Annotated in this window: 11 protein-coding genes; 5 read left to right on the top strand and 6 right to left on the bottom strand. The window is 68.6% G+C overall.

Features of this window, described 5'->3' with window-relative positions; all coding sequences use genetic code 11:
• The first annotated feature begins 101 nt into the window (after nt 1-101).
• The gene (locus A5700_RS00590) at nt 102-401 is read left to right on the top strand and encodes a DUF503 domain-containing protein (RefSeq protein ID WP_068204337.1); all 300 of its coding nucleotides are present in this window, start codon (nt 102-104) and stop codon (nt 399-401) included.
• Nucleotides 402-415: 14 nt separating this feature from the next.
• On the opposite strand, the gene trmI is transcribed toward A5700_RS00590, so the two are convergent.
• Nucleotides 416-1258: a tRNA (adenine(58)-N(1))-methyltransferase TrmI gene (gene trmI, locus A5700_RS00595; RefSeq protein WP_068071639.1), complete on the bottom strand. Its 843-nt coding sequence runs from the start codon at nt 1256-1258 to the stop codon at nt 416-418.
• A gap of 74 nt (nt 1259-1332) precedes the next feature.
• On the opposite strand from trmI, the gene A5700_RS00600 reads away from it, so the two are divergent.
• Complete coding sequence (locus A5700_RS00600) at nt 1333-2247, top strand: RecB family exonuclease (protein ID WP_068071641.1); 915 nt, start codon at nt 1333-1335, stop codon at nt 2245-2247.
• Between the two features lie 135 nt (nt 2248-2382).
• Here the strand turns inward: A5700_RS00600 and A5700_RS00605 are convergent, their stop codons facing one another.
• From A5700_RS00605 to A5700_RS00620, 4 genes are all read right to left on the bottom strand, one after another.
• Complete coding sequence (locus A5700_RS00605) at nt 2383-3753, bottom strand: FAD-containing oxidoreductase (protein WP_068071644.1); 1371 nt, start codon at nt 3751-3753, stop codon at nt 2383-2385.
• Nucleotides 3750-4259, bottom strand: coding sequence for a DUF4126 domain-containing protein (locus tag A5700_RS00610; RefSeq protein ID WP_068071646.1), 510 nt, complete (start codon nt 4257-4259; stop codon nt 3750-3752). The genes A5700_RS00605 and A5700_RS00610 overlap by 4 nt, the downstream gene beginning before the upstream one ends.
• Nucleotides 4260-4375: 116 nt before the next feature.
• Complete coding sequence (hisG, locus tag A5700_RS00615; RefSeq protein ID WP_068071648.1) at nt 4376-5227, bottom strand: ATP phosphoribosyltransferase; 852 nt, start codon at nt 5225-5227, stop codon at nt 4376-4378.
• Nucleotides 5228-5229: 2 nt separating this feature from the next.
• Nucleotides 5230-5511: a phosphoribosyl-ATP diphosphatase gene (locus A5700_RS00620; protein ID WP_068071650.1), complete on the bottom strand. Its 282-nt coding sequence runs from the start codon at nt 5509-5511 to the stop codon at nt 5230-5232.
• Nucleotides 5512-5712: 201 nt separating this feature from the next.
• Between A5700_RS00620 and A5700_RS00625 the strand changes: the two genes are divergently transcribed.
• Nucleotides 5713-6780 carry a YihY/virulence factor BrkB family protein gene (locus A5700_RS00625; RefSeq protein WP_068071652.1) on the top strand — a complete coding sequence of 356 codons (1068 nt, stop codon included), beginning with the start codon at nt 5713-5715 and terminating at the stop codon, nt 6778-6780.
• Between the two features lie 38 nt (nt 6781-6818).
• Nucleotides 6819-8135, top strand: a complete 1317-nt coding sequence (locus tag A5700_RS00630) for an alpha-hydroxy-acid oxidizing protein (protein WP_068071654.1) — start codon at nt 6819-6821, stop codon at nt 8133-8135.
• A gap of 8 nt (nt 8136-8143) precedes the next feature.
• Here the strand turns inward: A5700_RS00630 and metH are convergent, their stop codons facing one another.
• Complete coding sequence (metH, locus tag A5700_RS00635) at nt 8144-11896, bottom strand: methionine synthase (RefSeq protein ID WP_369828195.1); 3753 nt, start codon at nt 11894-11896, stop codon at nt 8144-8146.
• 440 nt (nt 11897-12336) lie between these two features.
• Here metH and A5700_RS00640 point away from each other — a divergent pair, with 440 nt between their 5' ends.
• Nucleotides 12337-13239 (top strand): PAC2 family protein, encoded by a 903-nt coding sequence (locus A5700_RS00640; protein ID WP_082959862.1) that lies wholly within the window; start codon nt 12337-12339, stop codon nt 13237-13239.
• Nucleotides 13240-13379 lie beyond the last annotated feature (140 nt).

Below are 13379 nucleotides of genomic sequence, written 5' to 3' on the forward strand. Positions count from 1 at the left end.
GGCCCCCCGGCGCCGCCGCCGGCGGAGCCACCACCGGCGCCCGAACCCCCGCCCGCTTCTCCCGCTCCGCCCGGCCCGGGGCCCACCGGTTGACCGGCGGGATGTGGATCGGCTGGCTGGAATTCGACCTGCTGCTCGGCGACGTCCATTCCCTGAAGCAGAAGCGGTCGGTCGTGCGGCCGGTCGTGGCCGAGCTGCGCCGAAAGTTCAGCGTGGCGGCGGCGGAGACGGGTTCGCGGGAGCTCTACCGGCGTGCGGGCATCGGGGTGGCCACGGTGTCCGGGGACCGCGGCCACGCCGTCGAGGTCATCGACGCCGCCGAACGCCTGGTCGCCGCGCACCCGGAATTCGAGTTGCTGTCGGTCCGGCGCTCGCTGCTACGCAGCGAAGACCTGGCTTGATCCCGGTGCGCGGCTCAGCCGTCGCGGCCCTCGCGCTTGCGCCCCAACGGCACCGGCGCCACGACACCCGGGGCGAGACGTCGGGCGAAGATCAGAAACGCCGTGTGCCCGCGCATCGAATGCTGCGGCCGCACCGCCAGGCCCACCACGTTCCACCCGCGCTGCAGCGTCTCCCAGGAGCGCGGCTCGGTCCAGCACTGTTGCGCGCGCAACGCCTCGACGACCCGAGACAGCTGGGTGACGGTGGCGACGTAGATCATCAGCACGCCGCCCGGCGTCAACAGCCGCCCAACCGACTCCAACACCTCCCAGGGAGCCAGCATGTCCAGCACAGCCCGGTCGAAGGACGCCTCGGGCAGTTCGGAGCGGGCGACGTCGTCGACGATCAGCTCCCAGTTCTGCGGGGCGCCGCCGTAGTACACCGAGACGTTGCGCTGCGCGTGTTCGGCGTGATCGGCGCGCTGCTCGTAGGACACCACCCGGCCGCCGGGCCCCACCGCCCGCAGCAGCGAGCAGGTCAGCGCGCCGGATCCGGCCCCGGCCTCCAACACCCGCGCACCCGGGAAGATGTCGCCCTCGTGGATGATCTGCGCCGCGTCCTTGGGATAGATGACCTGGGGCCCGCGCGGCATGGACATCACGTAGTCGATGAGCAGCGGGCGCAGCACCAGGTAGACGGCGCCGTTGCTGGACTTGATCACGCTGCCCTGCTCGAGCCCGATGACCGCGTCGTGCGGAATCGAGCCGCGGTGGGTGTGGAACTCGCCGCCCTCGGTAAGCAGCATCGTGTAGTGCCGCCCCTTGGCGTCCGTGAGCTGGACGCGTTCGCCAGCGGTGAAGGGGCCGGTTGTGGACACGCGGTCAAGCGTGCCAGCCGACTCGCCGCACCGGGTGCTTGGGGGTTGTCGGCACCCGGTTCTACGCTGCCGACATGACCGTCCAGCCGCAGACGTTGCCGCCGGTGGGAGCCGCAGCGGCGACGCCCCCGCCGACGGTGAGCCGCGCGCGCCCGGCTCTGTCGCCGTCGCGGGCGGCGGACTTCAAGCAGTGCCCGCTGCTGTACCGGTTCCGCGCGATCGATCGGCTGCCCGAGGCGCCGTCGACGGCACAGCTGCGCGGATCGGTGGTGCACGCCGCGTTACAGCAGCTCTACGGACTGCCCGCAGGGCAACGCAGGCCCGCGACGGCGGCGGCGCTGCTGGACTCCGCCTGGGAGCAGGCGCTCGCCGGGGCGCCGGACTTGGGCGGTGAATTCGACGCACAACAGCGAAGTCAACTGCTCGACGAGGCCCGGGCGCTGCTCTGTGGGTATTACCGGCTCGAGGACCCGACCCGCTTCGACCCGCAGTGCTGCGAGGAGCGGGTCGAGGTGGAACTCGCCGACGGCACGCTGCTGCGCGGGTTCATCGACCGGATCGACGTCGCCGCCACGGGCGAGTTGCGGGTCGTCGACTACAAAACGGGCAAGGCGCCGCCGGCCGCGCGGGCCGCCGCCGAGTTCAAGGCCTTGTTTCAGATGAAGTTCTACGCGGTGGCGCTGTTGCGGTCGCGCGGGATCCAGCCGACCCGGCTGCGGCTGATCTATCTGGCGGACGGCCAGGTGCTGGACTACTCGCCCGAGCATGACGAGCTGCTCCGGTTCGAAAAGACGCTGATGGCGATCTGGCGCGCCATCCAAAACGCCGGTCGGACAGGCGATTTCCGCCCGAGCCAGTCGCGGCTGTGCAATTGGTGTCCGCACCAACAACACTGCCCGTTGTTCGGTGGCACGCCGCCGCCCTACCCCGGATGGCCGGACTACTCGGTCACGCAGCACCCGCCGCAGGAAACCCAACCGGCGGCGTGATCGCCGCGCTTGCGATCGCCACGGGTTAAACTGTGGCGACCCGCCGCGCCCGGCCCACGGCCGCGCTTGCGATCGCCACGGGTTAAACGGTGGCGACCCGCCGCGCCCGGCCCACGGCCGCGCTTGCGATCGCCACTAATCGAGGGGGGACAACTCCTGCAGCACCGTCGGAATCAATTCGCTGACGGTGGGATGGATGTGCATGGTCCGCGCCAACGTGGTGTAGGGCGCCTTGGCCGACATCACGTCCAAGATGCCGTGAATGGCCTCGTCGCCGCCCACGCCGAGGATGGCGGCACCCAGGATTTCCTGGGTCTCGGCGTCCACCACCACCTTCATGAAGCCCTGTGTTTCACCCTTTTCCACCGCCCTACCGACTCGGGTCATCGGCCGCTTGCCAACCAGCGCCTTGCGGCCGGACGCGCGCACCTGGTCGACGGTCAGACCGGCGCGGCCCAGCGGCGGGTCGATGAACAGCGCGTAAGTGGGGACGCGGTCGCTGACCCGGCGCGGATCGTCATCGAGCAGGTTGGCGGCGACGATCTCGAAATCGTTGTACGAGGTGTGGGTGAACGCACCCTTGCCGTTGCAGTCACCGAGCGCCCAGATGTGGTCGACGGACGTCTTGAGCTGATCGTCGACCACGATGTAGCCGCGGCCGTCGGTCTCGACACCGGCCGCCTCGAGGTTCAGGTCATCGGTGTTGGGCCGTCGCCCGACGGCCACGAGCAGGTGACTGCCGTGCACCGCGGCCGCGCCGCCACCGGGAGACAGTTCAAACCCTTTGCCTGTCTTCACTATCCGCACGTCCTCGGCGCCGGTGATGACGTCGATGCCTTCGCCCTCCAGGATGTCCCTGACGGCGGCGGAGACATCCTCGTCCTCGCGCGATGCCAGCCGCGGGCCCCTTTCGACGACGGTCACCCGCGCGCCGAATCGCCGGTACATCTGGGCGAATTCCAACGCGATGTAGCTGCCGCCGAGGACAACCAAATGCTCTGGCAACGCATCGATCTCGAGCATCGACACGTTTGTGAGGTATTCGATGTCGGCCAGCCCCGGGATCTCCGGCACCACGGCGCGCCCGCCGACGTTGAGAAAGATCCGGTCGGCGCGCAGCAGCTCGTCGCCGACTCGCAGCGTGTGCGCGTCCTCGAAGTGGGCATGGCCGCGATACACGGTGCACCCGTCCATGCCGTCCAGCCAGTCCTCGATGCCCTTACGGTCGCTGAGCATGATGTCGTCCTTGCGCGCCTTGACTTTCGCCATGTCCACCTCGACCGGCCCGGTGTTGACGCCGAAGTCGGCGCCGCGACGGGCGAGGTGGGCGGCGTACGCGCTGGCGACCAGGGTCTTGGTCGGGATGCATCCGGTGTTGACGCAGGTGCCGCCGAACAATTTGCGTTCCACCACGGCGACGCGCTGACCGGCCGCCGTCAGCCGACCCGCCAACGGCGGTCCCGCCTGACCGGCGCCGACGATGACCGCGTCGAATTCCGCTGTCACTTAACCGCTGTCAGCAGGTACTCGGTCAGCACGTGGCCCGTCACCGCGACGATGGCAAACCCACCGAGGATCGCGACGGCGTCCTCGAGCAACGCGATCGGCAGGTCCCGCCCGGCCACCGTCGCCAGCCGCTTGCGCGCCTGGTAGCCGCCGAGGGTGCCCAGGACCGCGCCGATGACACCTGCGCCGAGCGCGGTGAAGGTCCAGTGCGGCCAGGCGCCGAGCGCCGCGCCCGCCAGCGCGCCCATGACGATGCGGGCGCCGAAGACCGGTGGCACGGTGCGGGCCGGCGTCTTCGGCAGCTTGTCCATGACCAATTCACCGACCGCGAGGATGGTGACGACGACGACCGTGATGATGTTGGCGAACCACGACGCCCAGGTGCCGTGCAGGTCGATCCAGCCGAGGAAAGCCGCCCAGGCGACGACGGCCGGCGCCGTCAGCGAGCGCAGTCCGGCAACCACACCGATGAGTAGAGCCAGCAGCAAAATGAGCGCGTGTGTCACGAGACCCTCCTAGAGGTTGAACAACCGGCGTCGATCGGGGGACGGCGCGCGCAGTCGCCCCGAGGCGGACGCTAACACAGCAACGACGTCGAGGAGGGCCTGGTTCAGGGCCTGGTTCAGAAGCGGCAGAATCTGATGTCTGACGCCAAGATGGCCTTGGCGCCGATCGCGGCCAATTCGTCCATGATTTCGTTGACGCCGCGTCGGGGCACCAACGCGCGGACGGCGACCCAATCGGCGTCCGCCAGGGGCGCGATGGTTGGTGACTCCAACCCGGGCGTGATCGACGTTGCCCGTTCGAGAACAGAGCGCGGGCAGTCGTAATCGAGCATCAGGTACTGCTGGCCGAAGACCACGCCCTGGATCCGGGCGACGAGTTGATTGCGCGCGGACTGCGCGTCCCCACCCGGGTCGGCGCGTTCGATGAGCACCGCCTCCGAGTCGCACAGTGGGTCGCCGAACGCCACCAAGTTGTGCAGGCTCAGCGTACGACCGGATCCCACCACGTCGGCGATGGCGTCGGCGACGCCGAGCTGCACCGAAATCTCGACCGCCCCGTCGAGCCGGATGACGGTCGCCTCGACGCCGCGTCCGGCGAGATCCTTGCGGACCAGGTTCGGGTAGGCCGTCGCGACCCGCTTCCCCGCCAAATCCGTTGGGGTCCAATCACGTCCGGCAGGGGCGGCATAGCGGAAGCTCGACGAGCCGAAGCCCAGCGCCAAGCGCTCGATGACCGGCGCGTCGGAATCGAGCACCAGGTCGCGGCCCGTGATGCCGAAGTCGAGCTCACCCGAACCGACATAAATGGCAATGTCTTTGGGCCGCAGAAAGAAGAACTCCACGCGGTTGACCGGGTCGATGACGGTGAGGTCCTTCGAATCGGTGCGACGCCGATAGCCGGCCTCCGCGAGGATCTCGCTGGCGGGCTCACTCAGCGTGCCCTTGTTGGGAACCGCGACGCGCAGCATGCTCACAGCTTTCGGTAGACGTCATCGAGGGACAGCCCGCGCGCGATCATCAGCACCTGGGTCCAGTACAGCAACTGGCTGATCTCGTCGGCCAGCGCCTCGTCGGATTCGTGTTCGGCGGCCAGCCACACCTCGCCGGCCTCCTCGAGGATCTTCTTCCCCAGGCCATGCACGCCGCCGTCGAGCGCGGCGACGGTGCCGCTGCCTGCGGGTCTGGTGCGGGCGCGCTCGCCCAACTCGGCGAACAGGTCCTCGAAGGTCTTCACGGCCAGCGATTGTGTCATGCGGCCGCCCGATGCGTCACGGCGGTTTCGCCGACAAGCCCGGTCACGTCGCCCATGCCGGCCGCTGAACGTCATGCACGGGTGCAGGGCCGGCGAAACCGTTCAGGCCCGCACCACCCCTTTCGCGTTGCGCTCGGTGCTGTGCATTGAGTCGGTAGCCGCCGCGCGTGTGGATTTGCGGGCTGGCGGGAACTGACGAGTATGCCCGACGCCGACACCGACGATGTGCTCACCGACGAAAGGAAGCACGCGCCCGACCCCGACGACCCGAGCAAGCCGGAATCGCCTGACGACCTGACCCAGGCCTCGTGGGTGTTCGTGCTGCGCAAGACGCTTCGGGAGTTCAAGAACGACCAGTGCACCGACCTGGCGGCCGCGCTCACCTACTACGCGGTGCTGTCGGTGTTCCCGGCGCTGCTGGTGCTGGTGTCGCTGCTCGGCGTCGTCGGCCAGGGCAGGCAAACGACCGACGCGCTGCTCAATGTGGCGGCGGGGGTCGCGCCCGCGTCCGCGCTCGACATGCTCCGCCAGCCCATCGACCACCTCGTCGAGAATCGTTCGGCCGGCCTCGCGCTGATCGCCAGTGCCCTCGCCGCGTTGTGGACGGCCTCTGGCTACGTCGGCGCCTTCGGCAGGGCGATGAACCGGGTGTACGACTTCGCGGAGGGTCGGCCGGTGTGGAAGCTGCGGCCGTTGCAACTGCTGCTGACGTTGGCGGCGTTGACGCTGGCCGCGGCGGTGGCCACGATGCTGGCGATCAGCGGCCCGGTGACCCACGCGGTCGCGGCCGCCCTGCGGATCGGCGGTGCGGCGCAGGCGGTGTGGACGGTGGCCAAGTGGCCGGTGATGCTGCTGTTCGTCGCGCTGGTCGTCGCCATCCTGTACTATGCAACACCCAACGTGCAGCAACCGAAATTCCGCTGGCTCAGCATCGGCGCGCTGGTCGCCATCGGCATCTGGGTGCTGGCCTCCGTCGGGTTCGGCTTCTACGTCAGCAATTTCGGCCACTACGACGGCACCTACGGCGCGCTGGCCGGTGTCATCGTGTTCCTGCTGTGGCTGTGGATCACCAACGTGGCCCTGCTTTTCGGCGCCGAGCTGGACGCCGAACTCGAACGCGGGCGCCAACTGCAGGCCGGGATCGCCGCCGAACGCGACCTGCAGCTGCCGCCGAAGGACACCCGCGTCGTCGAAAAGAACGAGGCGGCGGACAAGAAAGACGTGCAACGCGGCCGCTGGCTGCGGCGCACCCGCGGCCGGCGCGGCTGAACGAGAACCGACACGGAACGGATGGCCAGACAACTGCGATGACAACACCCGATGGACAGCCGGGGCGGCAACGCCAGGAGATGATCTACCGCAACGGCGTTTACGGATCGGCGCCGGCGGTGCCGACCGACTTCGAGGCGCTGCAGCGCGCGGCGAAAGCCAAGATGTCGCCCCGGGCGTGGGCTTACGTGGCCGGCGGGGCGGGCGCGGGTGCCGGCATGACGAACAATCGCGCCGCGTTCGACCGCTGGGCCATCGTCCCGCGGATGCTGCGCGACTGTTCGCGGCGCGACCTTGGCGTGACCCTGTTCGGTCGCCGACTGCCCGCTCCGCTACTGGTGGCGCCGGTGGGGGCCGCCGGACTGGTGCATCCTCGCGCCGACGTCGAAATCGGCGCCGCCGCAGCCGCCGTCGGCGTGCCCTACATCTTTTCCAACCAGGGATCGGCCGCCATGGAGGACACCGCCGCCGAGATGGACCGGGTGGCCGCCGCGCGGGCGTCCGCGGCGCCGCGCTGGTTTCAGCTGTATTGGTCGACCAACGATGCGGTGGTCGACAGCTTCGTGCGGCGCGCCCGGGCGATCGGCGCCGACGCGCTGGTGGTCACGGTGGACACCACGGTGCTCGGCTGGCGGCCGCAGGACCTCAACCTCGGGTCGCTGCCGTTCACGCAGGCGGTCGGCATCGCGCAATACACCTCAGACGCCACGTTCATGCAGTCGGTGCGCGACCGGGTGGCGGCGGCGCGGGCGGCCGGCGAACGGCCCGAGGTGCGAGTGACCCGCTCCGCCCTGCGGACGCTGGTGTCGTTGGCGCGCAACGTGCCCGGCGTCGCGCTGCGCAACCTGGTGTCCCCCGTGCCGCGGGCCAGCGTCGAGACGTTCCTCGACACGTATTCACGGCCGACGCTGACGTGGGCGGACATCGCGTCGCTGCGCGAGCGCACGACGCTGCCGATCCTCGTCAAGGGGTTGCTGCACCCGGATGACGCCCGCCAGGCGGTGGACACCGGGGTGGATGGCATCGTCGTCTCCAATCATGGTGGCCGCCAAGTCGATTCGGTGATCGGCGCCGCCGATGCCCTGGTGGACGTCAGCACCGCCGTCGCCGGCCGCATCCCGGTCATCTTCGATTCCGGGATCCGGTGCGGCGCCGACATCGTCAAGGCGCTCGCGCTGGGCGCGGACGCCGTCACGGTCGGCCGGCCCCACATCTACGGCCTGGCCATCGCGGGCCGCCGGGGCGTCCAAGACGTCTTGGAGAACCTCATCGCCGAACTCGACCTGATGCTCGCCCTCACCGGCGTCCGGTCGATCGGCGAGCTGGACACCGAGCTACTCCGCCGGATCGCGTAGCGAGCGGCTCAATCCTCCGGGTTGTAGCCGAGGTTGGGGGCGAGCCAGCGCTCGGCTTCCTGCAGCGTCCAGCCCTTGCGCTTGGCGTAGTCGGCGACCTGATCCTGGGCCAGTCGACCGACCACGAAGTACTGCGACTGGGGATGCGAGAAGTACCACCCGCTGACGGCGGCGCCGGGCCACATCGCCATCGACTCGGTCAGTTCGATGCCGGTGCGCTCGGTCACGTCCAGCAGCTCGAACAGCGTCACCTTCTCGGTGTGCTCCGGGCAGGCCGGATAACCCGGTGCCGGACGGATTCCGCGGTACTTTTCGTCGATGAGCGCGTCGTTGTCCAGCTGTTCGTCCGGCTCGAACCCCCAGAACTCCTTGCGGACCCGTTGGTGCATCCGTTCGGCGAAGGCCTCGGCGAGCCGGTCGGCCACCGACTCCAGCAGGATCGCGCTGTAGTCGTCGAGGGCTGCCTTGAACTCGGCGATCTTCTCCTGGCCGCCGAGACCGGCAGTGACGGCGAAGGCGCCCACGTAGTCGGCCAGACCGGTGTCTTTGGGGGCGACGAAGTCGCCCAGTGACCGGTTCGGGATGCCGTCCCGGTGCTCCCCCTGCTGGCGCAGGTTGTGCAGCGTGGTCAGGACCTCGGTGCGGGTGTCGTCGGTGTAGACCTCGATGTCGTCACCGACGGCGTTGGCCGGGAAGAATCCGATGACCCCGTTGGCGGTGAGCCATTTCTCCTTGATCGCGGTATCCAGCATCTGCTGGGCGTCGTCGTAGAGCTTGCGGGCCGCTTCCCCGGAGGCCGGGTTGTTGAGGATGTCGGGGAAGCGGCCCTTCATCTCCCAGGCGTTGAAGAACGGCTGCCAGTCGATGTATTCGCGCAGCTCGGCGAGGTCGTAGTCCTTGAATTCCCGCACGCCCAGGCCTTGCGCCGGTACCGGCGGCGTATAGCCGTCCCAGTCGACGGGCGTCCGGTTCGCGCGGGCCTTCTCCAGCGTCAGCAGCGGACGCTCGTTCTTCTGCGCGTGCCGTTCGCGCAGCGACGCGTAGTCCTTCTCGGTGGCCTCCAGCAGCGCCGGGCGCTGCTTGTCGTCGAGCAGCGCCGCCGCGACCGGCACCGAGCGAGACGCGTCCTTGACCCAGACGACGGGGCCGCTGCGCCGTGGCGCCACCTTGACGGCCGTGTGGGCGCGCGAGGTGGTCGCACCGCCGATGAGCAGCGGGATCTCGAGGCCTTCGCGTTCCATTTCGACGGCAAAGTTGACCATCTCGTCCAACGACGGTGTGATCAGCCCGGACAGCCCGATGATGTCGGCATCGTGTTCGGCCGCCGCGGCCAGAATCTTCTCGGCGGGCACCATGACACCGAGGTCGATCACCTCGAAGTTGTTGCACTGCAGGACGACTCCGACGATGTTCTTGCCGATGTCGTGGACGTCGCCCTTGACGGTCGCCATGATGATGGTGCCGTTGGTGTCCTTCGCCGCGGCCGTGCCGTTCTGCTCTTTCTCTTTCTCGATGAACGGCAGCAGGTATGCCACGGCCTTCTTCATCACCCGGGCCGACTTCACCACCTGCGGCAGGAACATCTTGCCCGAGCCGAACAGGTCGCCGACGACGTTCATACCGTCCATCAGCGGGCCCTCGATCACCTCGATCGGGCGACCACCGGCCTCGGCGATCTCGGCCCGCAGCTCCTCGGTGTCGGCGTCGACGTGGGCGTCGATGCCCTTGACCAAAGCGTGCGTAATCCGTTCGCGCACGGGAAGATTGCGCCACTCGGCGGTCGCCGGGCCCTCGCTTTGCTCGGACTTGTTGAACCGCTCGGCGATCTCCAGCAGCCGCTCGGCCGCGTCCTCGCGACGGTTCAGCACGACGTCCTCGATGCGCTCGCGCAGCTCGGGATCGATCGAGTCATACGGCACCAGCGCGCCAGCGTTGACAATTCCCATGTCCAGGCCGGCCTTGATGGCGTGGTACAGGAATACCGCGTGGATCGCCTCGCGCACCGGGTTGTTGCCGCGGAACGAGAACGACACGTTCGAGATACCGCCGGAGATGTGCACCCCCGGCAGGTTCTCTTTGATCCAGGCGCAGGCCTCGATGAAGTCGATCCCGTAGGTCGCGTGCTCCTCAATGCCGGTCGCCAGGGCGAAGCAGTTCGGGTCGAAGATGATGTCCTCGGGCGGGAAACCGACCTCTTCGGTCAGGATTCGGTAGGCGCGCCCGCAGATTTCCTTGCGGCGCTCCAAGTTGTCGGCCTGGCCCTGCTCGTCGAACGCCATCACGACGACGGCGGCGCCGTACTTGCGGCACAGCCGGGCCTCGCGGACGAACTTCTCCTCGCCCTCCTTCATGGAGATCGAGTTGACGATCGGCTTGCCCTGCACATTCTTCAGGCCGGCCTCGATGACCTCCCACTTCGAGGAGTCGATCATCACCGGCACGCGGCTGATGTCGGGCTCGGCGGCGACCAGCTTGGTGAACCGGTCCATCGCGGCGACGCCGTCGATCATGCCCTCGTCCATGTTGATGTCGATGACCTGCGCACCGACCTCGACCTGCTGCAGTGCGACCGACAGCGCGCTGTCGTAGTCCTCGGCCTTGATCAAATTGCGGAACCGCGCCGAGCCGGTGATGTTGGTGCGCTCACCGATGTTGACGAACAGCGAGTCGTCGGTGATGTTGAGCGGCTCCAGACCCGAGAGCCGGGTGGCCACCTCGAGCTGCGGCACCTCGCGAGGCGCCTTGCCCTCGACCACCTTGGCGATCTCGGCGATGTGCGGTGGCGCGGTCCCGCAGCAGCCGCCCACCAGGTTGACCAGCCCGGCCTCGGCGAAGTCGGCGATGTAGCTGGCCTGACGCTCGGGGGATTCGTCGTACTCGCCGAAGGCGTTGGGCAATCCCGCGTTCGGGTAACAGGAGACGAAGGTGTCCGCGATGCGGGACACCTCGGCGATGTAGGGCCGCATCTCCGGCGCGCCCAGCGCACAGTTGAGGCCTACCGCAATGGGTTTCGCGTGCCGAATCGAATTCCAGAACGCCTCGGTGACCTGACCGGACAAGGTGCGCCCGGACGCGTCGGTGATGGTGCCGGAGATGATCACCGGCCAGCGGCGCCCGCGCTCCTCGAACAGGGTCTCGACGGCGAACACCGCCGCCTTGGCGTTGAGCGAGTCGAAGATCGTCTCGATGATGAGCAGGTCGGCGCCGCCGTCGACCAGGCCGTTGGCGGCCTCGAGGTAGGCCGCGACCAGTTGGTCGTAGGAGACGTTGCGCGCCCCGGGGTCGTTGACGTCGGGCGAGATCGACGCGGTCCGCGTCGTCGGACCGATCGCACCGGCCACATAGCGCGGCTTGTCCGGGGTGCTGTACTCGTCGGCGGCCGCCCGGGCCAGCGCGGCACCGGCATAGTTCAACTCGTACGCCAGATCCGCCATGTCGTAGTCGGACAGTGAGATGGCATTCGCGTTGAATGTGTTCGTTTCGAGGATGTCGGCGCCCGCGTCGAGGTATTCGCGGTGAATGCCCTCGATGATCTGCGGCTGCGTCAGGTTGAGCAGGTCATTGTTGCCCTGCAGGGCGGTCGGCCACTCGGTGAATCGGTCGCCGCGGTAGCCGGCCTCGTCCGGGCGGTCCCGCTGAATCGCCGTGCCCATCGCGCCGTCGATCACCATGATCCGCCGGCTCAACGCGGCGGTCAGCTCGTCGGTGCAGTCGGGGCGGATGTTCGGCTCGGGGCTGAACTTCGGCTCAGAGGAGGTCACGCGCAATCCTTCCATTACGGAAGGCGTCCTTGACTCTGCCGAGCGTGGCGGCGATCGGAAGGGGCGAACCCCCCCGACAACCGTTGCAACGCCTCTCGACGGTGAAAAGTCTACGTCGTCGGCCGCAGTCTGGACGCCCAGCTCTACGCGATCCGCGGTGGGGTTCGCCGAACCCGGGCGCACCCGCCCGCGGATCTTGTCGCCACTGTCGTAGTTATCAAGGTTAACCAATTTGCTGTCGCGGGTATTTCGCCTCGGCCGGTCGCCGGAGCTCACCCGTACGGGCGGTCGCAGCCGCGGTGTCGCGGTGAGGTCCGCCGCCAACGATCACCCCATAAGAATAGTGCTTCTATGCAAAGTGCCCGGTGAACCGGCCGTCGGCCGAAAGATCGCCGCCACCGAGCCCCGAAGAATCGGGCCCCAGGCCGTACGCTGATTCTGTGACCCCGCCCGACGGCCCCCCTTTCGGCCTCCCCAGTGGTCAGGCCGCACTGCCCGAACTGCACCACACCATCGTGGTGGCCGCATTCGAGGGTTGGAACGACGCCGGTGACGCGGCGAGCGACGCGCTGGAACACCTCGAGGCCATCTGGGAAGCGGACCCGATCCTGGAGATCGACGACGAGGCGTACTACGACTACCAGGTCAATCGGCCGGTAATCCGGCAGGTCGACGGGGTGACCCGCGAGTTGGTGTGGCCGGCGATGCGCATTTCGCACTGCCGACCGCCCGGCAGCGACCGCGATGTAGTGCTGATGCACGGGGTCGAGCCCAACATGCGGTGGCGGACCTTCTGCGCCGAACTGGTGGCCATCGCCGACAAGCTCAACGTCGACACGGTGGTGATCCTGGGCGCCCTGCTGGCCGATACCCCGCACACCCGGCCCGTGCCGGTGTCGGGCGCGGCTTACTCCCCCGAGTCCGCGAAACGATTCGGGTTGGAGGAGAGCCGCTACGAAGGCCCGACCGGCATCGCCGGGGTGTTCCAAGACGCCTGCGTGGCCGCCGGTATCCCGGCGGTGACGTTCTGGGCGGCGGTGCCGCACTACGTGTCGCAGCCGCCGAACCCGAAGGCGACCGTCGCCCTGCTGCGCCGCGTCGAAGACGTCCTCGACATCGAGGTGCCGCTGGCGGACCTGCCCACCGACGCCGAGGAGTGGGAGCAGGCGGTCACCGAGATGGCCGCCGAGGACGAGGACCTGGCCGAGTACGTACTGTCGCTCGAGCAACGCGGCGACGCCGAAGTCGACATGAACGAAGCGCTGGGCAAGATCGACGGCGACGCGCTCGCCGCGGAGTTCGAGCGTTACCTGCGCCGCCGGCGCCCCGGGTTCGGGCGCTAAGGCCGTCCGGCACGCCGTGGGGCAAACTTGCCGCCGGCCGGTGAAGTAGGAGAGCATCGCTTCCCGACCGGCCGGGGGGCGTCCGTTCATTGCACGCAGCTCAGGCGAACCATTCCCCCGCACCGGCCGCATGTGAAACC

It is taken from the genome of Mycobacterium sp. E1214, from assembly GCF_001666755.1.
Taxonomy (GTDB): domain Bacteria; phylum Actinomycetota; class Actinomycetes; order Mycobacteriales; family Mycobacteriaceae; genus Mycobacterium.

Excerpts from the sequence above, each read along its gene's own strand:
- A5700_RS00590 (WP_068204337.1), top strand. The coding sequence starts at position 102 with ATGTGGATCGGCTGGCTGGAATTCGACCTGCTGCTCGGCGACGTCCAT.
- A5700_RS00600 (WP_068071641.1), top strand. The coding sequence starts at position 1,333 with ATGACCGTCCAGCCGCAGACGTTGCCGCCGGTGGGAGCCGCAGCGGCG.
- hisG (WP_068071648.1), bottom strand. The coding sequence starts at position 5,227 with ATGCTGCGCGTCGCGGTTCCCAACAAGGGCACGCTGAGTGAGCCCGCC.
- A5700_RS00620 (WP_068071650.1), bottom strand. The coding sequence starts at position 5,511 with ATGACACAATCGCTGGCCGTGAAGACCTTCGAGGACCTGTTCGCCGAG.
- A5700_RS00625 (WP_068071652.1), top strand. The coding sequence starts at position 5,713 with ATGCCCGACGCCGACACCGACGATGTGCTCACCGACGAAAGGAAGCAC.
- A5700_RS00630 (WP_068071654.1), top strand. The coding sequence starts at position 6,819 with ATGACAACACCCGATGGACAGCCGGGGCGGCAACGCCAGGAGATGATC.